The sequence below is a fragment of the Pseudomonas sp. NPDC087615 genome (assembly GCF_044743445.1).
Classification (GTDB): Bacteria; Pseudomonadota; Gammaproteobacteria; order Pseudomonadales; family Pseudomonadaceae; genus Aquipseudomonas; species Aquipseudomonas baetica_A.
Genome location: NZ_JBIUWM010000006.1, coordinates 75,140 through 95,932, shown reverse-complemented (window position 1 = coordinate 95,932; position 20,793 = coordinate 75,140). Strand labels below are relative to the sequence as shown.

Genomic DNA, 20,793 nt, shown 5'->3' with positions numbered 1-20,793 from the left:
GACAGGATCAGTCGACGCCTGCATTTGCGGGGCGGGGGTCAGCCCAGGAGATCACTCAGCGGAATGAAGACGACTTCGTCTCCTTCAAGCAGAGTGCTCCCCTCCAATACTTCAACCAATCCGTCTGCCCACACGGCGCTGCGCAGCACACCTGAGCTCTGGTTGCGGTAGATAGTCGCCCGCCCCTGCTCAAGACGACCCCGCAAGTATTCACGCCGGTTGCCGGCAACAGGCCAGACAAAGCCTGCTGGCACCTTGAACTTCAGAGGGCCGACATCCCGCACACCTTGGCGCCTCATCAGGTAAGGCCGAGCAAGCAACGCGAAGGTCACCAACGTCGAAGCCGGGTTACCGGGCAACCCGATAACGGGCGCATTGCGGAAATGGCCAAATGTCAGCGGCTTTCCGGGTTTGATTGCCAGCTTCCAAAGGCCCAGTTCGCCCTCTTCTCGCAAAGCGATACCCAGAAAATCAGCCTCCCCCACCGATACGCCTCCAGTGGAAAGAATCAGATCAACATCCTGCAACTCACCCAAGCGAGCACGGGTGGCCGCCAGATCATCCGGAAGAATGCCCGCGTCGATCACTTCACAGCCCAGACGCTGTAACCAGCTGCACAGCAGCACCCGATTACTGTTGTAGATCTGCCCTGGCCCCAGCGGTTGACCCGGTTCGACCAATTCGTCGCCGGTGGAAATCACCGCCACTCGAACCTTGCGCACAACCGTCAGACCGGCGCAGCCCAGCGAAGCAGCCAAACCTTGCTCAATCGGGCCAAGCCGGGTTCCGGCCGACAGGATCAACTCACCGACAGTTGTTTCCTGGCCTTGTGGGCGAATGTTCTGGCCGATCTTCATAGGTTCGATGAAGCGTACGGTTCCATCGCTCTGAACGTCAGCGTTTTCCTGCATTTCTACGCAATCTGCGCCGGGCGGTACCGGCGCTCCCGTGAAGATGCGCGCACAGGTACCGGGTTTCAGAGTTTCGGGAGACTGCCCGGCAAACACCTTTTGACTGACTGGCAGAGGTTCGCCGGTCCAGTCGGCCAGGTTGAGGGCATATCCATCCATGGCGCTATTGGGCCAAGGTGGCAGATCGAGAGGCGAAATCAAATCTTCGGCCAGCACCCGACCTTCGACCAGCGCCAGTGGTAAATACTCATGCTCGACGATTGGCGAGGCCTCGGCCATATCCAGCAAACGCGCCAGCGCTTCCTCGACCGGCATCAGCGAGCCCATCTTGCCCGGCTTACCCACGGGACTCACAAGGCATCGCCTTTTTCAGATGAGGCACGAAATTGCACGGGCGGTGGCGAGCGTCCAGTTGCTCGCCAAGAATGCCATCCCAACCAGTGCGCACGGCGTTGGTCGAACCCGGCAAGCAGCAAACCAGTGTGCCATTCGCCAGGCCGGCCAGCGCACGGGACTGCACGGTAGAGGTGCCGATATCGGCCACCGAAATCTGCCGGAACAACTCGCCAAACCCATCCACTTGCTTGTCGAGCAAGCACGCGACGGCTTCAGGCGTGCTGTCACGCCCGGTGAAACCGGTGCCACCTGTGATCAGCACAACCTGCACGACATCGTCGGCAATCCAGTTGGCGACTTGCGCGCGAATTTTGTAGAGGTCATCTTTAAGCAAGACACGCTCAGCCAGAATGTGGCCAGCCGCAGTCAAGCGGTCGACGAAGACCTGACCCGAGGTGTCAGTTTCCAGGGTTCGGGTATCGCTGACAGTCAGAACCGCAATATTGAGCGGCACGAAAGGTACATCAGCCTTGGCTTTCATAGGCTCGTCCAGTTGTAGGGGAAACAGCCCGGTGTTATATCACAGCGCCCCCTTTTTTTACCGCCCCTCTGGAGAGCAGCCATGACCTTGAAGACGCAACTGCCGCCCTGCTCCATTCTTCTCCTGGCAGGCGGACGCGGCCAGCGCATGGGCGGTCAGGACAAAGGTCTGGTGGAGTGGCAGAGCGAACCGCTGATCGCACATTTGCAGCGCAAGACTCGCCCACTGACTGATGACCTGATCATCTCCTGCAATCGCAATCGCGAGCGTTATGCGCTGTTCGCCGATCAATTGGTGATGGACGACGAGAGCGACTTTCCAGGACCATTGGCGGGCATTCGTGCTGGCCTGAAAGCCGCAAGCCATCCTTACCTACTGGTATTGCCATGCGATGTCCCGAGTATCGACGCAGCACTGCTGCACGACATGCGCGAAACCGCCAACCAGAATCCTGACAAACCTTTAATGTTGCGCCACGGCAAGCACTGGGAACCTTTGCTCTGCGTGATTCCGGCCGCACTTTTACCAGCCTTCGAAGACGCCTGGCGCGCCGGTGAACGCAGCCCTGGCCGAGTGATGCGCAGCTTGGGCGCCACCGCCCTGCAATGCCCCGACAACGACCCGCGACTGGCTAACCTGAACACCCTGGACCTGTTAAATTCGCACAACACCGTGTCAGACTGACACTATCGAAGGAACTCTGACGTCTTGTGTACGTCTCAAGCTCAGTAACCAAAAGAATTCACATTCGGAGACACACTCATGACTCAACGGACCCTCGCCACTTTCATGCTCGCACTGGGCCTCGCTACCCTTGCCGGTTGCTCGTCGCCAACAGTGATCACCTTGAATGACGGTCGCGAAATCCAGGCCGTCGACACCCCGCAATACGATGAAGATTCAGGTTTCTACGAGTTCAAACAGCTGGACGGTAAAGAAACTCGCCTCAACAAGGATCAGGTTCGTACCGTTAAAGAGCTGTAAGCTCCACGTCGACAACGGATACAGAAAAGCCCGCATTTCCATGCGGGCTTTTTCATGAACACTCAAAAAGTACGGACGGCATCACCATTGCAGGGTGATACGACTCTCGAACTCGCGCTCCTCACCTGTTACCGGGTCGATAAAACGAAGTCCTTGCGCCAAGAGCTTCAGCGGATTGGCATAGTCGTCCTCAACGTCTTTTAGCGCATCCGGGTAAAACGGATCGTTGCAGATACTTGCCCCCAGCGCGGTCATGTGGACACGCAGCTGATGTTTCTTGCCGGTCACCGGAAACAGGCCATAGCGCCAGAGATCGCCATTCTTCTCCCGAACCTCGACAGCCGTTTCGGTGTTACTGACTCCCGGCCCCTCCTGCATGCGGAAAAACGGTTCACCATCGATCAAGCGGCTTTCATGCACCAACGGGAAATTCAGTTCAGGTAAGGCAGGGGCAATGGCTTCGTAGCGTTTGTCTATCTGCCGCGTCGGAAATAGCGACTGATACGCCGAGCGGGTTTGTGGATTGGCCGAAAAAATCACCAGCCCCGCCGTATGCCGGTCGATACGGTGCAATGGCACCAGATGGGGATTATCCAGACGCCGGATCAGCCGGCGCAGCAAGGTTTGCTCGACATACTCGCCGGCCGGCGTAACCGGAAGGAAGTGAGGTTTGTCAGCCACCACCAAGTGCTCATCGGCATAGAGAATCGACTCGACCACCGGGATCGGTTTTTCGTCCGGCACTTCGCGAAAATAGTGAATCCGCAAGCCTTCCTTGTAGGGCAAGTCCACCGCTATTGGCTGCCCATGACCATCGAGTACCCGCCCCCGGGCGATTCGGTCCAGCCATTGCTCGCGACCAATGGCGCTGAAATGCTCGCACAGACAATCGAGTACGGTCAGCCACTTACCGGGCGGCAGATAAAGCGTGCTGGCCTGATTTTGCGCAGCAGAGAATGTAGATATGGACATACGGAAATTCGGACCCTCAAGGCAGGCTGGCATTATCCAGCAATGAAGGAAGCGAACCTAGCGCAGAATCGTCAGGCAGGAATCGACTTGAGTGCCGCCGCCTCGGTGAATTCCTTGAGCCAGCGCAACACATCGACAGCCTCCCAGCGACCCGGGTCATACAAGGCGTAGAGCAAACCCTGATAGCCAACCACATCCAATTGCTTGTGGTAACCGGCGCGCTGAAACAAGGCCTCAATCTCGGCAAAACAAGTGTTGAAATGCAGTTTATTGAATGGCGTCTTGCCTTCCGTGACCAGTCCGTCAAGGCGCAATTCGAGAACGGCCTCGCGCACCACGTCAACCGACATCCGGTTCACGCTGTTCTTCAACTGTTCGACATTGACCACGGTTCGTCCCTCTGACCCAATTACTGTATGCCCATACAGTAACCGAATAAACCGTAAAGTGCCAAGGGATGGATTCGCATCGGCGACCAGCGGGATAATCCGGCAAAGCTCCTCAACCAAGGAACGCCGCGACCTCATCGGCACTGAACGGCCAGCCCAGTTCCGCACCGGTGTCGACTCGGCGCAGCACCGGAATCCGCAGGCTATAGGCCTCAAACCAGCGCTCGTCCTCAGCGATATCCACCAGTTCGACAAGCAGGCCGTGCTCGACAAAGGGCATCAATTCGGCTTCAGCGACTTCACACAAATGACACCCCAGGGTGCCGAACAACTGACATTCAGGAGGCATGGTTACTCAACCAAAAATTTAATGAAATTATTCTAGGCCTCCCCTGGAAACCCGTCGAGCCACCACCGCCCAAAGGCTTCAGCGCCTCTTTGGCGCTTCACTCGCAAAACCCTGACGCAAATCAGTTCACGCAATAACCAATTACGCGATGCTCCCGCTCTTTTTGCCTCTACGCTTGAGAAGCCAGAGCCTGACATCGGAGTGCCTAGTGTTTGCCAACCTGTTGATCATCCTCGCCTCATCCCTCGTGATGATTGCCCTGTTCCGTCGTCTGCGGCTACCGCCGGTGCTGGGTTACCTGTGCGTGGGGCTGCTGGTCGGGCCGAGCGCATTCGACTGGGTCAACGAGAGTGAACACCTGCCAGACGTGGCCGAACTGGGCGTCGTGTTTCTGCTGTTTTCGCTGGGCCTGGAGTTTTCCCTGTCGAAGATGATTGCGTTGCGCCAGGTGGTGTTTCGCCTGGGCAGCCAGCAGGTGCTGATCAGCGCAGCGCTGTTGGGTCTGCTGCTGATGCTGCTGGGCATGCCGATGACTCCAGCGCTGCTGCTCGGCGCCGGACTGTCATTGTCGTCCACGGCGATCGTGACCAAAGAGCTCGGCAGCCTCGGCGAGGTATTCAGCAGCCACGGCCAGAATGCAGTCGGCGTATTGCTGTTTCAGGACGTTGTCGCCGTTTTGCTGCTGACGCTGGTGCCGGTGTTCGCCGGCAGCAGCGATCAAGCATGGTATTGGGCATTGCCGCTGACCCTGGCGAAAACCGGGGTGCTGTTTGTCGGCCTGCTGTTCGCCAGTCGCTGGTTGCTGCCTCGGCTGTTCCAAGAAGTGGCCGCTTCGCGCTCTGCAGAGTTGTTTGTGCTGTTGGCGCTGGTAATTGTGCTACTGACTGCATGGCTGACTCACCTGCTGGGTCTGTCCCCTGCACTTGGCGCCTTCCTCGCCGGCATGCTGCTGGGTGAAAGCCACTATCGGCATCAGATCGAGGCCGATATCCGGCCCTTCCGCGACATTCTGCTCGGGGTATTTTTCGTCAGCATCGGCATGCTGATCGATCTGCAATTGTTCGTCAGCCACAGCCTGTTGATTCTCGGCCTCACACTCGGATTGATGGTCATCAAGGGCATAGTTGTGGCGCTTCTGGTGAAGTGGCGCGGCAGTGACAGCGAAACCGCGTGGCGCAGCGGTCTGGCCCTGGCCCAGGGCGGCGAATTCTGTTTCGCACTGATGGCGCAAATGCAACAAAACAGCCTGATGCCCGAGGAATTGGGGGCGATGCTGCTCGCGGCAACCTTCTGCTCGATGCTACTGACACCACTGTTGCTGCGGGCTGCTCCACGCATCGCTGCGGCCCTGCATCGCAAACCCAACCAGGAAGCACAGATCGAGGAGATCAGCGCGCTCAACGCCGAACTCGACAAGCATGTGGTTATTTGTGGATACGGCCGCGTCGGTCAATCGATCGGCCGCTTCATGCGCAACGCGCAGCAACCCTACATTGCCTTGGACAACGACCCGGTGCGGGTACAGGAAGCCGCAACCGGGGAAAGTGGCGTGCATTATGGCGATTGCTCACGCGCAGATCTCCTGACCGCCGTCGGCCTGCTTCGCGCAAGGCTGCTGGTGATCGCGGTGGATCAGAGCGATGTCGCCCTGCGCATCCTCAAGGAAGCCCGCCGGCTCAACGCACATGTACCGACTCTGGTGCGCACCCGCGACGACAGTCAATGGGCCGAATTGAAAGCCGCCGGCGCCACCGAAGTGGTGCCGGAACTGTTGGAATCGAGCCTGATGCTGGCCTCGCACGCCTTGATCATGCTCGGTTTGCCGGCGCATCAGGTACAGGAAAAAGTCGATCTGGTACGCATTGATCGCTATCGCCTGCTGCACGGTTTTTACCCCGGTGCCGACCATGAGGAAACTTAGTCCTGACTCACCGCGCCGATCTTGTGCAATGACAGGTCGGCGCCGTAATACTCCTGTTCCTGACTCAGGCGCAGCCCATGCAATGCCTTGATCACACCGTACACGGCGAAACCACCAATCAGCGCCACTGCAACGCCGAGTGCGGAGCCAATCAATTGGCTGATCAGACTCACGCCACCGAGACCGCCGAGCGCTGTCTGGCCGAAGATCCCGCACGCAATCCCACCCCAAACGCCGCACAAACCGTGCAATGGCCACACACCCAACACATCGTCAATGCGCCATTTGACCTGCGCAGCGGTAAAGCACCAGACAAACAGTGCACCGGCAATGGCCCCGGTTATCAGCGCGCCGACCGGATGCATCAGATCAGAGCCTGCGCAGATCGCCACCAACCCGGCCAACGGGCCGTTATGCAGAAAACCCGGGTCATTGCGTCCGACGATCAATGCCGCCACGGTGCCACCGACCATCGCCATCAACGAGTTGACGGCCACCAGACCACTGACCCCTTGCAGCGTTTGCGCGCTCATCACGTTAAAGCCGAACCAGCCAACAATCAGGATCCACGAGCCCAATGCCAGAAACGGGATGCTCGACGGCGCGAAGGCCACCAGTCGCCCTTCGCGATAACGCCCGTTGCGCGGGCCGAGCAACAACACCGCCGCCAGCGCCAGCCAGCCGCCCATGGCATGCACCACCACAGAACCGGCGAAGTCATGGAACGGCGAACCGAACTGCGCCGTCAGCCAGGCTTGCAGGCCATAGGTGCCGTTCCAGATCATCCCTTCGAAAAACGGATAGATGAATGCCACGATCAGCGCCGTGGCGCACAATTGCGGAACAAAGCGTGCTCGCTCGGCAATGCCGCCGGAAATGATCGCCGGAATCGCCGCTGCAAAAGTCAGCAGGAAGAAAAACTTCACCAGCCCATAACCATGATCGGCGCTCAACACCGCCGCCGGTTGCATGAAGGTCACACCGTAAGAAATCCAGTAGCCTATAAAGAAATAGGCCAGGGTCGAGACGGCGAAATCGCTGAGAATTTTCGACAATGCGTTGACCTGGTTTTTCTGGCGGACCGTACCGACCTCCAGAAAAGCGAAACCGGCGTGCATTGCCAGCACCATCACCGCACCGATCAAAATGAACAACGTATTGGAGCTGTGAACCAGCGTGTCCACAGCGCTTTGCAGATTTTCCATAAAGAGGCAGACCTGAGGGCTTAAAAAGGCACCAAAGCAGTTCATGCGGGCATTTCATGCACCAAGTTGCGACCAAGCCGTCATTAACCCTAGGGGCTGATGAACCACTTTGGCGCACAAGGTCGATGTCCTGACACGAACATGGATTGTTGGAATTAGGTTTTTTCTGCTTGCGTGCCCAGCAACCGCGCACGACAGCTGGGCGACGCACCACGACACAGCAAAAGTTGTACCAGTCATTTGTACTGAACCTTCGCGCAGGGCTCATACTCGAACGATTCAGACGCCACCTACGGAGATCCACCATGGCCAGCATCAAGGCAAAGACTGCTCAAGAAATCCTGATCAACGACTTCCAGACATTAGTCGCCGACACCGAACGGTTGCTCGAGCACACCGCCAGTCTGGCGGGCGATCAGGCCGATGAACTGCGTGATCAGATCCACGACAGTCTGCTGCGTGCAAGGGAAACCCTGAAACTGACCGAAGACACTCTGCGCGATCGTAGTCAGGCCGCTGTCACTGCCACCGAAGATTACGTATCGGCCAACCCTTGGCAGTCCGTTGGTATCGCGGCAGGCGTCGGCTTCCTGATCGGCCTGCTGGCCACTCGGCGCTGATCATGTCGATCGGTGAATCCGGCCCGACTGCGGGCACCGCCTCCTCCACGCGGCGTTTGGGCGCTGCCGTCCTTGGCTTGTTGCACAGTCATGTCGAGCTGTTCGGCATCGAATTGCAAGAGCAGAAAGCACGCACCGTTAGCCTGTTGCTCTTTGCGGGCCTGGCGTTGGTGTTTGCCCTGCTGTTGCTGGTCGGTTTGTCGACATTGGTGTTGATTGTGTTCTGGGACACCTACCGTCTCCCGGCGATCATCGGCCTGTGCGTGTTCTACACCTTGGCGGCAATCTTCTGTGGCTTGCGCCTCAAGGCTGCGATCTTCGATGAATCCTCGCCCTTCCACGGCACGCTCGAAGAGCTGGCCAATGACCGGGAGCGCCTGCTGCCATGAGCCTGCCTGAACTTCCTCATAACAGCTCACGCCGGGAAATGCGCAAAGCGCTTATCCGCCTTCGCATGGAAATGCACCGGCAGGAAATCCGCCATGAAGCCGGTCAGGTGATGCAGCCCCTGCAGCGGATGCGCGGCATGACACAAAACCTGCAGGGTGGCTTGGGCATCAAGCACGCGCCGCTGTGGGGCGTGGCGGCTGTCACACTGCTGGGCTTTATTACCGGAAAAGGCGCGAAAAGCGGCGGCGTCGGGGGGCTGACCCGATTGATTCGTCTGGGCACCAGCCTTGGGCCGCTGATCAAACTGGTCATGCAGGGCTCGGGCAAACGCTGAACGGACGCATCTGGCTACATTCTTGCAATAGCCGCGAGATGAACCTCCTGTATCCGGAGGTTCAATCCTCTCGCGCCTACCCGGTAGACGGGGTCCAACCAGAACAAGAACGACTAAGGAGGCCCCGTGATCGACGGGCAACCGCTCGCCTGCTTTCAGCCTTTCATCGACACGGCCACCGGACGCATAGCAGGCGTCGAAGCGTTAGGACGCCTGCGTCAGGCTGACGGTCAACTGACCTCGGTCGGGCCATTGTTCGCCGACAGCCGCACGCCTGCCATCGCGCTGCGCCGCCTTGATCGGCAGATTCGTGACAACGCCCTGAGTCGCTTGCATGAAGCCCCGGCTGACTGGTTTCTCAGCCTGAACATGTCGCCGCGCTGGATCAGTCGACTGCGCTCCGATCAAGCGCTACCCAGCCTTAAACAACTGGCACGCCATAATGTTGATCCGCAACGTATCGTGTTCGAAATCACCGAATTGGGGGGCAATGGTGAGCGCCTTGCCGAAGTGGTCGCGCGCTATCGCCAGGCCGGTGCGCGGATTGCCATCGATGACTTTGGCGCCGGTTATTCGCAACTTGATCGAGTGCTGGCGTTGCAACCGGATATCCTCAAACTCGACATGCGTTTATTTCAGGCCGCCGCCCTAGGCGGCCCGAGCAGTGATGTTGTGAAAGCGCTTGCACAAATGGCCGAGAAAACCGGCTGCTGGATCATCGCCGAAGGTGTCGAGACCGAAGCCCAACTGAATTTCGCCCTCGAGTGCGGTTCACGTTACGTGCAGGGTTTTCTGTTCGCCCGGGCCCAGGAAGCCTTCTATCCGACAGACGCTTTTGTGCAACGTTTTGCCGAGTTACGCCAGCGGTACGTTCGACAGAAACTCGCCGAACGCGGACGGTTGATGCAGATGCGCAAGCAACTCAGTGAATTAATGGCAATCCTGCAAAACTGGGCTCAGGCTCACGCGCCACTCAGTGCATTACCACAACTGGAGGCCTTCCCATGGCTGCTGCGGTTTTATCAATGCGACCGTCACGGCACGCAACTGACTCCCAATCTGGAATGGCGCAACAACGGCTGGGTCGCCGATAACCGTTATCTGGGGCACAACTGGTCATGGCGCCCGTACTTCTACCATTTGCTCGCCGAAGGCTGGGAGGAAAGGCGCCTGACCCTGTCCAACACCTACCGCGATGCCACCAGCAACCAGTATTGCCTGACGGCCGGACAGTTTTTCGACAACGGCGAACGGTTGCTGTTGATCGACATCGATGCGGCGGGGCTGTAGTTCCGCTTGCAGGTGCCGCCGTGAACCGGGAAGCTAGGGCAATTCAGTCACCAGACGGAGAGAATCAGCCTTGGATTGGCACACCCTGCTCAACCGCGAACGCCTCGGAAAGCCCCTGCACAGCCCGCAAGAGCTCGGCCGCAGCCCTTTCCATAAAGACCATGACCGCATCATTTTCTCCGGCGCCTTCCGCCGCTTGGGTCGCAAGACCCAAGTGCATCCGGTGTCGAGCAACGACCACATCCACACGCGCCTGACCCATTCACTGGAAGTCAGTTGCGTCGGCCGTTCGTTGGGCATGCGCGTCGGTGAAACCCTGCGCAATGCCCTTCCCGATTGGTGCGATCCCGCCGACCTGGGGATGGTCGTGCAATCGGCTTGTCTGGCTCACGACATCGGCAACCCGCCGTTTGGCCATTCAGGTGAAGATGCCATTCGCCACTGGTTTCAACAGGCGGCCGGGCGTGGCTGGCTTGATGGCATGAGTGAAGCCGAACGCGCCGACTTCCTCAATTTTGAAGGCAATGCCCAGGGTTTCCGGGTGCTCACGCAGCTTGAGTACCATCAGTTCGACGGCGGCACCCGCCTGACCTACGCCACGCTTGGCACGTATCTGAAATACCCGTGGACAGCCCGTCACGCTGACTCCCTTGGATACAAAAAACACAAATTCGGTTGCTATCAGAGCGAGTTGCCACTGCTCGAACAGATCGCTCACAAGCTTGGACTGCCGCAACTGGAAGACCAGCGCTGGGCGCGCCATCCGTTGGTGTACCTGATGGAAGCCGCCGACGACATCTGCTATGCCCTGATCGACCTCGAAGACGGTCTTGAGATGGAGTTGCTGGAATACGCCGAAGTCGAATCGCTGCTGCTCGGACTGGTGGGTGATGATCTGCCGGAAACCTATCGTCAGCTTGGCCCGCAGGATTCGCGTCGACGCAAACTGGCAATCCTGCGTGGCAAGGCCATCGAGCATTTGACCAACGCGGCGGCGCGGGCCTTTGTCGAGCAACAGGACGCACTGCTCGCCGGCACGTTGCACGGCGATCTGGTCGAGCACATGCACGGCCCGGCCAAGCGCTGTGTATTGAACGCCAAGGACATTGCCCGCAAGAAGATCTTTCAGGACAAACGCAAAACCCTGCACGAAATCGGCGCCTACACGACGCTGGAGATTCTGCTCAACTCGTTCTGCGGTGCTGCACTGGAACAACACAACGGGCGCACGCCGTCGTTCAAGAGTCGACGTATTCTCGATTTGCTGGGCAATAACGCACCGGATCCGCAGGGTTCGTTGCACACTTCATTTTTACGCATGATCGATTTCATTGCCGGCATGACCGACAGCTACGCCAGCGAAATGGCGCTGGAGATGACCGGTCGCTCCAGTCGCTGATTCGGACCCATTCGGTCGGCATTCAGCCGGCTGAATGTCTGGCGATCACTTTCTCTGCTCAATCGCTTATGAGACGGGCACATTCAGCAGTTTTATGGCGCGACGTAACGGCAAAACAAACAAAAACAAACAAGCCACGAATCAGCACACTTAAACACCTATAAAAAACCATTAACAACCAGCACTTGCAAAACATTCAAGCCGAACTATAAGCCACTGCAATTCCTGTACATCCTTACGCCCAACCTAGTTCGACCGTAGTACCTTTCCTCATTAACTGTAGGAATAATCCGATAACGCGACTGAAGCCAAGTCAGTTCATGCGAGCCTTCATCTATCTGGGCTAAGGTGCGCGCTTTATTCGTGCTTGTATGGGATTTGATTATGAACTCCGTTTTTATTGTCGACGATCACCCGGTCATCCGTCTCGCCGTTCGCATGCTGCTGGAACATGAAGGTTATAAGGTCGTCGGAGAGACCGACAATGGGGTCGATGCCATGCAGATGGTGCGCGAGTGCATGCCGGACCTGATCATTCTCGACATCAGCATCCCAAAACTCGACGGTCTGGAGGTGCTGGCGCGATTCAACGCCATGAGTTCGCCGTTGAAAACCCTGGTACTGACCGCGCAATGCCCGACTTTATTCGGAATTCGCTGCATGCAATCCGGTGCGTCGGGCTATGTATGTAAACAGGAAGACCTAAGCGAATTGGTCAGTGCTATAAAGGCGGTACTTTCCGGTTACAACTATTTCCCCAGCCAAGCGTTGAATCCGGTTCGCAGCGACGATATTCGTTATACAGAACTGGAACTCTTCAAGTCCGTCAACGATCGCGAGTTGATGGTATTGCAACTGTTTGCCCAAGGACGCACCAACAAGGAAATAGCCAAAGGCATGTTTCTCAGCAATAAAACCGTCAGCACCTACAAAAAACGCCTTATGCAGAAACTCAAAGCCAAGTCCCTTGTAGAGCTTATCGAGATGGCCAAACGTAACGCACTCGTGTGAGAGCCAGCATGCCCAGTCGTTTAAAAGACTATTTAATTACGTTGAGTGCCGGTCTGTTCTTGAGCAGCAATGTGTTCGCCATGCCTTTTGATTCACCGGACTATAACTTGCTCAGCCGCTCGGCGAGCGAATCGGTGCCAGTGGCACTCGAACAGTCTCAACGACAGTGGCTGCAAACCCGTAGCGAGTTGGTACTGGGCACCTCCGCTCCCGATTACCCCCCCTTCGACATGACCGCCAGCGGTCGCGATTACGAGGGGCTGACCGCCGACTATGCGGGGCTTCTCAGTCAAACCATCGGTTTGCCGATCCGGGTCAAACGCTTTCCCTCCCGGGAGGCCGCGATTCACGCGCTCATCGACGGCCAGGTTGACCTGCTGGGTACGGCGAACGGGTTCGAAGCCAGTAATGCCGACATCACGCTATCCGAACCGTACGCAATTGATCAGCCAGTGCTCGTTACCCGCGAAGACGAAAACCGCTCCCTGACCGAAGGCCTGGCAGGCCTGCGACTGAGCATGGTGTATCACTACTTGCCGCCCCCTGACGTCAAGATGCTTTATCCCAAAGCGCTCATTACCTGCTACCCCTCCTATCAAAACGCGATCAACGCCGTCGCGTTCGATCAGGCCGATGTATTTCTCGGTGACACGCTTTCCACCCATTACATGATCAACAAGGGCCACCTGAACAACGTCCGCATGGCCAATTTCGGCAAGCAGGAAGCCCTCGGATTCAGCTTCGCCGTACGGCGTAACAATCCGCAATTGCTGGGCATCATCGACGCCGTGCTCAAAGCGGTTCCACGCAGCGAACGGGACAACATCGCCAAGCGCTGGAGCGCAGGCAGCGACCTGCTCCTCACCGATCAGAAGCTGCAATTGACCAGACGCGAAGAAACATGGCTCAAACAGCATCCCGTGGTGAGTGTGGTGGTGAATGAAGCATACGCGCCGCTGACCTTCTTCGACGGCGACGGCAATTTTCGAGGAATCAGCGCAGACCTTCTCGAACTGATCCGCCTGCGCACCGGCCTGCGCTTCGAGATCCATCGCAGCCGTAACGACGCGCAGATGATCAAACAGATCGACAGCCATAAGGCCGATCTCATAGCAGCACTACTACCAACTGCCGAGAGGGAAAAAACCCTGAACTTCAGTCGGCCCTATCTGGAAAACTCTTACGTCTTGCTGACACGCAAAAGCGCTGACAGCCCATCCAATCTGGGTCAGCTCAAAGACAAGCGGCTAGCGATTGCCCAAGGCAATCCGATGGTCGAGTATTTGCGACGCGAGTTCCCACGTATCCAGTTGATCGAAACAGAAGATACATTCAGCGCCGTCTCGCTACTCGCCGAAGGTCACGTTGACGGCGCGGTGAATTCATTGGTGATCGCCAACTACTTCATTTCTTCGCGGATCTTCGAACGCGCGTTGCAAATCACCACCACCATCGGCACCGGTCAGGCAGCGTTCTCCCTGGCAACAGCCCGTGATAACAAGGAACTGGGTTCGATCATCAACAAAGCGTTGCTGAGCATTGCCCCCGAAGAGCTCGGCGTGATCAACGGCCGGTGGCGCGGTTACTCCAGCGCCTCGCAGAACATCTGGCGCAACTATCAGCGCCTGTTCTATCAAGTGATCACAGGAGCCTGTCTGGTCCTGCTGCTCCTGCTGGCCTGGAACGCCTACATGCGACACCAGATCAAACAGCGCCAGGCAGCCGAGCGAGCCTTGAGCGACCAGTTCGAGTTCATGAGCTCACTGGTCAACGGCACACCACACCCGATCTACGTTCGCGACCGCAAAGGTCTGTTGCAAAGCTGCAACGACAGCTACCTCGAAGTGTTCAATGCCAGACGCGAGGACGTTATCGGCAAAAGCGTCATGCAAGGCACTCTGAGCAACGCCTTCGAAGCGCAGGCGTTTCAAGCCGATTACCAGCGCGTAGTGAACGAAGGCATTCCCCAGTTACTGGATCGTCCCCTGCACATCGGTAACCGCCGGCTGACGATCTATCACTGGATCATCCCGTATCGCGACTCCAGCGGCGAAGTGAAAGGCATCATCGGTGGCTGGATCGACATCAGCGAGCGTCGCCAACTGTTCGACGAGTTGCGCACCGCCAAAGAGCAGGCAGATGAGGCGAACCGTGCCAAGAGCACTTTTCTTGCCACCATGAGTCACGAGATCCGCACACCGATGAATGCTGTGATCGGTATGCTCGAACTGACGCTCAAACGCATGGATCAACAGCATCCGGACCGTTCATCGATCGACACCGCCTACCATTCGGCCAAGGATCTGTTGGGCTTGATCGGCGACATTCTCGACATCGCACGGATCGAATCCGGACGCCTGAGCCTTTGTCCGGAACGGGTCAATCTGGTCGACACGGTGGCGTCTGTTGCCAGAATTTTCGACGGCCTCGCCCGGCAGAAAAATCTCGCCCTGCAAATCATCTTCAATCCGCCGGATCTGGCGGTCGACGTGCACCTGGACCCACTGCGCTTCAAGCAAGTGCTGTCCAATCTGGTCAGCAACGCCATCAAGTTCACCGAGCGAGGACATATCAGGATCACCCTTGACCTCATGAGCACGGAGGTGCCAGCTCGTGCGCTGATGCAACTGACCGTACAGGACAGCGGCGTCGGTATCAGTGCCGAGGATCAGCAGCGTTTGTTCGCACCCTTTGCCCAGGCGGAGAACAGCCATCAGCAGGCCAGAAGCGGCGCAGGTCTGGGCCTGGTCATCAGTCGCAATCTGTGCGAAATGATGGGCGGACAACTGCAATTGAGCAGCCAGCCCGGTATCGGCACTCAGGTATGCATTTCCTTGCCGCTGGAAACCTTGCCGGCCCAGGTGAGTACGGCCCGAAGTGAACCCCCTGTCAAAACTTCGCTGGCGCCCCTGCGCGTACTTGTGGTGGACGATCACCCTGCCAACCGCTTGTTGATGTGTCAGCAACTGGAGTTCCTCGGTCATCACTTCAGCATCGCCGAGAACGGTCGCTGCGGACTTGAACTGTGGAAGGATGGCGGGTTCGACCTGGTGATTGTTGACTGCAACATGCCCCTGATGAATGGCTATGAACTGACCCGCGCCATTCGCCAGCAAGAGCTGCAGAGCCGCTGCCCACCCTGCACGGTGCTGGGCTTCACCGCCAATGCACAACCCGAAGAAATACAACGTTGCAAACAGGCCGGCATGAACGATTGCCTGTTCAAACCCCTGAGCCTGAGTCTGCTCAGCCAGTGGCTCGATGGCATCGTCCCGGTTTCACACCCCCCTGCATTCAACCTGCAAAGTCTGAACATGTTGACCGGCGGCAATCCTGCACAGGCTCGGCGGCTGCTGGTTGAACTGCTCAAAAGCAGCCGTCTCGACCGACAGGAACTGCTCGCGTTGTCGCCGCAAGACAATCCCGGAGCCTTGGCGGTGGTCGCTCACAAGATCAAAGGCGCCGCGCGCATCGCTCAGGCAACGCGCGTAATCGAATGCTGTGATGCCCTTGAACAGGCCTGCGCGCAGGCATTGGCAACGGACGAGATCGCCCGCCGTTGCGAAGCGAGCAACCGGGCAATACTCGAACTGGAACAAGCCTTGCAACAACAATTAGCGTTGTCCGATCAAGGCACAATGAGCGTGCCTTAACTATGCTTGGCGCTGAGCAGTGAGTTAACCATCAAGGAGAACCGGAAATGCCCAGCCCACTGCGCCCGGAACAACGCCGGTTCCCGCTGCACGTGCACATCAGTGTCATGTTCACGTTTCTCCTGTTGCTCACGGGCGTGGTACTGGGACTGTTCAATTATCGCCAGACGACGCAGATCATCCTGTCGAGCAGTGAAAAGCTGTTCAACAGGATCGAACAGGATGTGCGCCTGGACATGTCCGCGACCTATCAGCCAATCCGGCACCTGTTGAGCCTGCTGGCGGACAATCCCGCCACACAGGCCACGCGTCTTGATCAACGCTTGCCGCTGCTCAGACCGTTCAGCCAGTCGCTCACAGACAACCCGAACCTGGCCTCGCTCTATCTGGGTTATGCCAATGGCGATTTTTTCATGGTCCGCCCGCTACGCACCACTGCCTTGAAGACACTGCTCAAGGCTCCGGAAGCGGCGGCGTATCAGGTCTGGAGCATCGAGCATGACCAGCAGGGCAAGATGCATTCGCAATCGCTGTTCTTCGACCTCGCCCTGACGCCAATCAGCCGCCAGGACAATACCGAAGACGCCTACGATCCGCGCAGCCGCGCCTGGTTCCTCGACGCCCGCCAGCAAACCGAGCAGATCACCACCGAACCCTATGTGTTTTTCTCCACCCTCAATGTCGGCACCACGCTGGCCCGACGCAGTGGCGAGAATGCGGTGATTGGCGCCGACCTGACATTGGCCGCCCTGTCTGCCACCTTGAGCAAGCATGTCGTCACGCCTTCCACCGAAATTGTCCTGTTCGATGCCGACGGCAATGCCGTGGCTTATCCCGATAGCAGCCGCCTGATCGTCGATGATCGCACCGCGCATCTGGCCAGGGCGGCCGACTTGAGCCCGAGCCTCCATGCGCTGCTGTCTGGTGCACACACAGGCAATCGACTGGAAGCGAATGGCCGGCAATGGATCGTCGCACGCAGCAGCATTCAGGAAGGCGGCCCGAAAGGTTTGCAATTGGCGCTGCTCGTGCCGGAAGACGAACTGTTAGTCGATGCCTATCGCATGCGCTGGCAAGGTGCGTTGATCACCTTGGGCACCTTGTTGTTGTGCCTGCCATTGGGTTGGGTGATCTCGCGAATTCTAGTCAAACCGCTGCATGCGCTGGTGAAGGAAGCGGACGCGATCCGCAGTTTCGATTTCAACTTTCCGCTGGCACGGCGCTCTCCGGTACTTGAAGTCGACCAATTGAGCGTGTCGATGGCCCGAATGAAAGATACCTTGGCAAGTTTCTTCCGGATTACCGACACCCTGGGGGCCGAAACCCGGTTCGCACCGCTGCTGCAACGGGTACTGTTCGAAACGGTGCAGATCGCCCAGGCACAGGCAGGGCTGATCTATCTGCGTGAAAATGATGACAGCCGCATGGAGCCTTACGGGCTGGTGATCAATGGCACACCTCAAGCGTTGGAGGCGTTCGATATTCAGGGGCACGACCTGCACGAAAGCCAGGGCCCCGCATGGTTTGAACAATTGGTCAGCGCCGACAATGTGGTGAGCAACATTGGTGTCGATCAGGCCGGGGATCTGCAGAAAGTCTTGCTGGCAATGGCCTCGCCGCGCATCCATCTGATCGGCATCCGCCTGCACAACCGCCACGACGAAACCATCGGGCTGCTGATTCTGCTGATCAACGACAGCGGCACCCCGGCCGACCTCGAAAAACTGCGACCCGACCGCATTGCCTTCTTGCAGGCAGTCTCCGGTGCCGCTGCTGTCAGTATCGAGAGCCAACGCCTGCAAGCCAGACAGAAACAACTGCTCGATGCATTCATTCAGTTACTCGCCGGGGCCATCGACGCCAAGAGCCCCTATACCGGCGGGCATTGTCAGCGAGTGCCGGAGCTGACCCTGATGCTCGCCCAGGCCGCTGCGGCAAGCCAGGCGCCCGCCTTCAAGGCCTATCAGCCCACCGAGGATGAATGGGAAGCCTTGCACATTGCCGCGTGGCTGCACGACTGCGGCAAGGTCACGACGCCGGAATACGTGGTCGACAAGGCCACCAAACTGGAAACCCTCAACGACCGCATCCACGAAATCCGCACCCGTTTCGAAGTGCTCAAGCGCGATGCCTGGATCATTTACTGGCAGGCCCTGGCCCTGGGTGGAGACGAAACCTCACTGGTCGAACGGCGCGATGCAACCCTGTGCGAACTGGACGAAGACTTTGCCTTTGTGGCCCGCTGCAACCTGGGCAGTGAAGCGATGGCCGAAGCGGATCTGCAGCGCCTGCAGGATCTGTCCCAACGCACATGGGTGCGGACGCTGGATGACCGTTTGGGCGTGTCATGGGAAGAAAACAAGCGCCAGGCGAAAACGCCAGTGCAGAGTTTGCCAGCGCACGAAAAGTTGCTGGCGGACAAACCCGAACATTTACTTGAACGCGACGCAAACGAGTTGATTGCGGACGACAATCCATGGGGCTTCAAGCTGGATGTGCCGCGCTACAAATACAATCGCGGCGAGCTGTATAACCTGAGCATCGTGCGCGGAACACTGACCCGCGAAGAGCGCTACATCATCAATCACCACATGGTGCAGACGATCATGATGCTCAGCCACCTGCCCTTCCCCGGCCACCTCGACAGCATTGCCGAAATCGCGGGTGGCCATCATGAAAAAATGGACGGCACCGGTTACCCGAAACGCCTGAAGCGCGAAGAGATGAGCCTGCCAGCAAGAATGATGGCGATCGCCGATATTTTCGAGGCACTCACTGCGGCCGATCGTCCCTACAAGAAAGCCAAGTCGTTGAGCGAGGCCCTGGGGATCATGGCTACCATGTGCCGCGAGGCGCACATCGATGCACAGTTGTTTGGATTATTCATCAACGACGGCGTGTACATGCAGTACGCCGAACGTTTTCTCGATCCACACCAGATTGATGCGGTGGATACGGCCAGCCTGTTGCAAAAGGCTGGCCTTGGCGGGTGATCAGCAGTCGGTCAGGCGCAGGAAGATCGCCGCCAGTTGCTCGATACCCGTCTGATCGGTGGCACCAAATCGCGCAAGCTTCGGGCTGTCGAGGTCAAGAACACCGATCAGGCGCCCCTCCTTGACCAGCGGCACGACCAGTTCACTGTTCGAGGCGCTGTCGCAGGCGATATGACCGGGAAACGCGTGAACGTCTTCAACCCGCTGGGTCTGCCGAGTGGCCGCTGCGGCGCCACACACACCGCGCCCGAACGGAATACGCACGCAAGCGATCTGGCCCTGAAACGGGCCGAGCACCAGTTCTTCGTGGCGATTGAGGTAGAAACCCGCCCAGTTCAGATCCTCGAGCTGGTTGAACAGGAACGCGGAAAACTGCGCAGCGTTGGCGATAAAATCGCGCTCATCCGCCAGCAGCGACTCCAGTTGCGCGGCCAACATGCCATAGCCTTCGAGGCCCTGGCCGCTTTGTTGCAAATCAATCATGCCTTGTGCTCCAACAATTTCAGTCCCACCCAATAACGGGCGAATTGGTACGCGCAACGTCCGTTGCGATTGCCGCGGCCGGTGGCCCAACGCACGGCAAGGATGTCCAGTGCTTCGTCGCGCTGCCAGCTCAGGCCAGCCTTGGCGGCCAACTGGCCGATCCAGTGTTCGACAACATTCAGGAAGTGTTCTTGGGTAAACGGATAAAACGACAGCCACAGACCGAAACGATCCGACAGCGCGATCTTGTCTTCCACCGCTTCACTGGGGTGCAGCTCGCCGTCGACGCGTTTCCAGTTCTCGTTGTCGCTTTCCTTCTCCGGCACCAGGTGACGGCGATTGGAAGTGGCGTACAGCAAGACGTTGTCCGGCGCCTGCTCCAGAGAGCCGTCAAGCACGCTTTTGAGAATGCGGTAATCACCTTCACCGGATTCGAACGACAAGTCATCGCAGAACAGCACAAAACGTTGCGGCAGTTTGGCAATCTGCTCGACCACACGCGGCAAGTCGGCCAGATGGTCGCGCTCGATCTCGATCAGGCGCAGGCCAGCCTTGGCGTGCTCGGCGAGCAACGCGCGTACCAGCGAGGATTTGCCGGTGCCGCGCGAGCCCCAGAGCAAAGCGTGGTTGGCCGGCATGCCGTCGAGGAATTGCCGGGTGTTGCGCCCCAGTTGCTCAAGCTGACGGTCAACACCGATCAGGTCGGACAGCCGCATGTCGAGGCTGACTTCCAGCGGCAGCAGAAAACCGCTGCGTCCGTCACGCTGCCAGCGCGCAGCCAGGCAAATACCCCAGTCGATGACGGGACGAGGGACCGGCAACAACGGTTCGATCCGCGCCAGAACAGACTCGGCACGTTCAAGAAAAGCATTCAATCGGGAATCCACGTCTTCTCCTCGGACACTTTCACAGTGATGATGGCGATCCAGCGACGACACTCAGATCAAAATTCCCGCGCCGAGCCTTGTTACAAGGCGATTCGGGAACCTCGGTATCCGTACATGATCGACTA

19 protein-coding genes are annotated in these 20,793 nt (G+C 58.1%); 11 read left to right on the top strand and 8 right to left on the bottom strand.

All coding sequences use genetic code 11. The annotated features are described in order from the left end of the window. Positions 1 to 38 precede the first annotated feature (38 nt). The gene (gene glp / locus ACIOU6_RS05345; RefSeq protein ID WP_221729171.1) at positions 39 to 1,265 is read right to left on the bottom strand and encodes a gephyrin-like molybdotransferase Glp; all 1,227 of its coding nucleotides are present in this window, start codon (positions 1,263 to 1,265) and stop codon (positions 39 to 41) included. Beyond that, positions 1,249 to 1,788, bottom strand: a complete 540-nt coding sequence (moaB, locus tag ACIOU6_RS05340) for a molybdenum cofactor biosynthesis protein B (RefSeq protein ID WP_401134438.1) — start codon at positions 1,786 to 1,788, stop codon at positions 1,249 to 1,251. The genes glp and moaB overlap by 17 nt, the downstream gene beginning before the upstream one ends. Before the next feature lie 81 nt (positions 1,789 to 1,869). Here moaB and mobA point away from each other — a divergent pair, with 81 nt between their 5' ends. After that, positions 1,870 to 2,472 carry a molybdenum cofactor guanylyltransferase MobA gene (gene mobA, locus ACIOU6_RS05335; RefSeq protein ID WP_401134436.1) on the top strand — a complete coding sequence of 201 codons (603 nt, stop codon included), beginning with the start codon at positions 1,870 to 1,872 and terminating at the stop codon, positions 2,470 to 2,472. A 78-nt stretch (positions 2,473 to 2,550) separates the two neighbouring features. Further along, positions 2,551 to 2,772: a YgdI/YgdR family lipoprotein gene (locus ACIOU6_RS05330; RefSeq protein WP_221729174.1), complete on the top strand. Its 222-nt coding sequence runs from the start codon at positions 2,551 to 2,553 to the stop codon at positions 2,770 to 2,772. Between the two features lie 81 nt (positions 2,773 to 2,853). Here the strand turns inward: ACIOU6_RS05330 and ACIOU6_RS05325 are convergent, their stop codons facing one another. The 3 genes from ACIOU6_RS05325 to ACIOU6_RS05315 all read right to left on the bottom strand — a co-directional run bounded on the left by ACIOU6_RS05325 (position 2,854) and on the right by ACIOU6_RS05315 (position 4,482). After that, positions 2,854 to 3,744 (bottom strand): pseudouridine synthase, encoded by an 891-nt coding sequence (locus tag ACIOU6_RS05325; RefSeq protein WP_401134434.1) that lies wholly within the window; start codon positions 3,742 to 3,744, stop codon positions 2,854 to 2,856. Positions 3,745 to 3,815: 71 nt separating this feature from the next. Beyond that, positions 3,816 to 4,133 carry a transcriptional regulator gene (locus ACIOU6_RS05320; protein ID WP_003226726.1) on the bottom strand — a complete coding sequence of 106 codons (318 nt, stop codon included), beginning with the start codon at positions 4,131 to 4,133 and terminating at the stop codon, positions 3,816 to 3,818. A 112-nt stretch (positions 4,134 to 4,245) separates the two neighbouring features. After that, a complete protein-coding gene (locus ACIOU6_RS05315) occupies positions 4,246 to 4,482 on the bottom strand; it encodes a glutaredoxin family protein (RefSeq protein WP_221729177.1) in 237 nt (78 codons plus the stop codon). Between the two features lie 208 nt (positions 4,483 to 4,690). Here ACIOU6_RS05315 and ACIOU6_RS05310 point away from each other — a divergent pair, with 208 nt between their 5' ends. After that, a complete protein-coding gene (locus ACIOU6_RS05310) occupies positions 4,691 to 6,403 on the top strand; it encodes a cation:proton antiporter (protein WP_401134431.1) in 1,713 nt (570 codons plus the stop codon). On the opposite strand, the gene ACIOU6_RS05305 is transcribed toward ACIOU6_RS05310, so the two are convergent. Further along, positions 6,400 to 7,608 (bottom strand): ammonium transporter, encoded by a 1,209-nt coding sequence (locus tag ACIOU6_RS05305; protein WP_401134428.1) that lies wholly within the window; start codon positions 7,606 to 7,608, stop codon positions 6,400 to 6,402. The genes ACIOU6_RS05310 and ACIOU6_RS05305 overlap by 4 nt on opposite strands. 305 nt (positions 7,609 to 7,913) lie before the next feature. Here ACIOU6_RS05305 and ACIOU6_RS05300 point away from each other — a divergent pair, with 305 nt between their 5' ends. The 8 genes from ACIOU6_RS05300 (at position 7,914) to ACIOU6_RS05265 (ending at position 19,298) form a co-directional block, all read left to right on the top strand. Beyond that, a complete protein-coding gene (locus tag ACIOU6_RS05300; protein ID WP_221729180.1) occupies positions 7,914 to 8,228 on the top strand; it encodes a YqjD family protein in 315 nt (104 codons plus the stop codon). A 2-nt stretch (positions 8,229 to 8,230) separates the two neighbouring features. Next, the gene (locus tag ACIOU6_RS05295; RefSeq protein ID WP_221729181.1) at positions 8,231 to 8,617 is read left to right on the top strand and encodes a phage holin family protein; all 387 of its coding nucleotides are present in this window, start codon (positions 8,231 to 8,233) and stop codon (positions 8,615 to 8,617) included. Next, the gene (locus tag ACIOU6_RS05290; RefSeq protein WP_221729182.1) at positions 8,614 to 8,952 is read left to right on the top strand and encodes a hypothetical protein; all 339 of its coding nucleotides are present in this window, start codon (positions 8,614 to 8,616) and stop codon (positions 8,950 to 8,952) included. The genes ACIOU6_RS05295 and ACIOU6_RS05290 overlap by 4 nt, the downstream gene beginning before the upstream one ends. 126 nt (positions 8,953 to 9,078) lie before the next feature. Continuing rightward, complete coding sequence (locus ACIOU6_RS05285) at positions 9,079 to 10,242, top strand: EAL domain-containing protein (protein WP_221729183.1); 1,164 nt, start codon at positions 9,079 to 9,081, stop codon at positions 10,240 to 10,242. 70 nt (positions 10,243 to 10,312) lie between these two features. Beyond that, a complete protein-coding gene (locus ACIOU6_RS05280) occupies positions 10,313 to 11,641 on the top strand; it encodes a deoxyguanosinetriphosphate triphosphohydrolase (protein ID WP_221729184.1) in 1,329 nt (442 codons plus the stop codon). Positions 11,642 to 12,025: 384 nt separating this feature from the next. Next, positions 12,026 to 12,652 carry a response regulator transcription factor gene (locus ACIOU6_RS05275; protein WP_103304761.1) on the top strand — a complete coding sequence of 209 codons (627 nt, stop codon included), beginning with the start codon at positions 12,026 to 12,028 and terminating at the stop codon, positions 12,650 to 12,652. Positions 12,653 to 12,660: 8 nt separating this feature from the next. Then, positions 12,661 to 16,305 carry a transporter substrate-binding domain-containing protein gene (locus tag ACIOU6_RS05270; RefSeq protein ID WP_401134421.1) on the top strand — a complete coding sequence of 1,215 codons (3,645 nt, stop codon included), beginning with the start codon at positions 12,661 to 12,663 and terminating at the stop codon, positions 16,303 to 16,305. Between the two features lie 47 nt (positions 16,306 to 16,352). Beyond that, positions 16,353 to 19,298, top strand: coding sequence for an HD domain-containing phosphohydrolase (locus ACIOU6_RS05265; RefSeq protein WP_221729186.1), 2,946 nt, complete (start codon positions 16,353 to 16,355; stop codon positions 19,296 to 19,298). On the opposite strand, the gene ACIOU6_RS05260 is transcribed toward ACIOU6_RS05265, so the two are convergent. Both ACIOU6_RS05260 and ACIOU6_RS05255 read right to left on the bottom strand, forming a co-directional pair. Continuing rightward, a complete protein-coding gene (locus tag ACIOU6_RS05260) occupies positions 19,299 to 19,781 on the bottom strand; it encodes a GAF domain-containing protein (protein WP_221729187.1) in 483 nt (160 codons plus the stop codon). Continuing rightward, the gene (locus tag ACIOU6_RS05255; protein WP_221729188.1) at positions 19,778 to 20,668 is read right to left on the bottom strand and encodes an ATP-binding protein; all 891 of its coding nucleotides are present in this window, start codon (positions 20,666 to 20,668) and stop codon (positions 19,778 to 19,780) included. The genes ACIOU6_RS05260 and ACIOU6_RS05255 overlap by 4 nt, the downstream gene beginning before the upstream one ends. Between the last annotated feature and the right edge of the window lie 125 nt (positions 20,669 to 20,793).

Bases quoted from the DNA above. Each gene is read 5' to 3' on its own strand.
- moaB (WP_401134438.1), bottom strand. From the start codon at position 1,788: ATGAAAGCCAAGGCTGATGTACCTTTCGTGCCGCTCAATATTGCGGTT.
- ACIOU6_RS05265 (WP_221729186.1), top strand. From the start codon at position 16,353: ATGCCCAGCCCACTGCGCCCGGAACAACGCCGGTTCCCGCTGCACGTG.
- ACIOU6_RS05275 (WP_103304761.1), top strand. From the start codon at position 12,026: ATGAACTCCGTTTTTATTGTCGACGATCACCCGGTCATCCGTCTCGCC.
- ACIOU6_RS05295 (WP_221729181.1), top strand. From the start codon at position 8,231: ATGTCGATCGGTGAATCCGGCCCGACTGCGGGCACCGCCTCCTCCACG.
- ACIOU6_RS05305 (WP_401134428.1), bottom strand. From the start codon at position 7,608: ATGGAAAATCTGCAAAGCGCTGTGGACACGCTGGTTCACAGCTCCAAT.
- ACIOU6_RS05315 (WP_221729177.1), bottom strand. From the start codon at position 4,482: ATGCCTCCTGAATGTCAGTTGTTCGGCACCCTGGGGTGTCATTTGTGT.
- ACIOU6_RS05330 (WP_221729174.1), top strand. From the start codon at position 2,551: ATGACTCAACGGACCCTCGCCACTTTCATGCTCGCACTGGGCCTCGCT.
- ACIOU6_RS05290 (WP_221729182.1), top strand. From the start codon at position 8,614: ATGAGCCTGCCTGAACTTCCTCATAACAGCTCACGCCGGGAAATGCGC.
- ACIOU6_RS05270 (WP_401134421.1), top strand. From the start codon at position 12,661: ATGCCCAGTCGTTTAAAAGACTATTTAATTACGTTGAGTGCCGGTCTG.
- mobA (WP_401134436.1), top strand. From the start codon at position 1,870: ATGACCTTGAAGACGCAACTGCCGCCCTGCTCCATTCTTCTCCTGGCA.
- ACIOU6_RS05325 (WP_401134434.1), bottom strand. From the start codon at position 3,744: ATGTCCATATCTACATTCTCTGCTGCGCAAAATCAGGCCAGCACGCTT.
- ACIOU6_RS05300 (WP_221729180.1), top strand. From the start codon at position 7,914: ATGGCCAGCATCAAGGCAAAGACTGCTCAAGAAATCCTGATCAACGAC.
- ACIOU6_RS05260 (WP_221729187.1), bottom strand. From the start codon at position 19,781: ATGATTGATTTGCAACAAAGCGGCCAGGGCCTCGAAGGCTATGGCATG.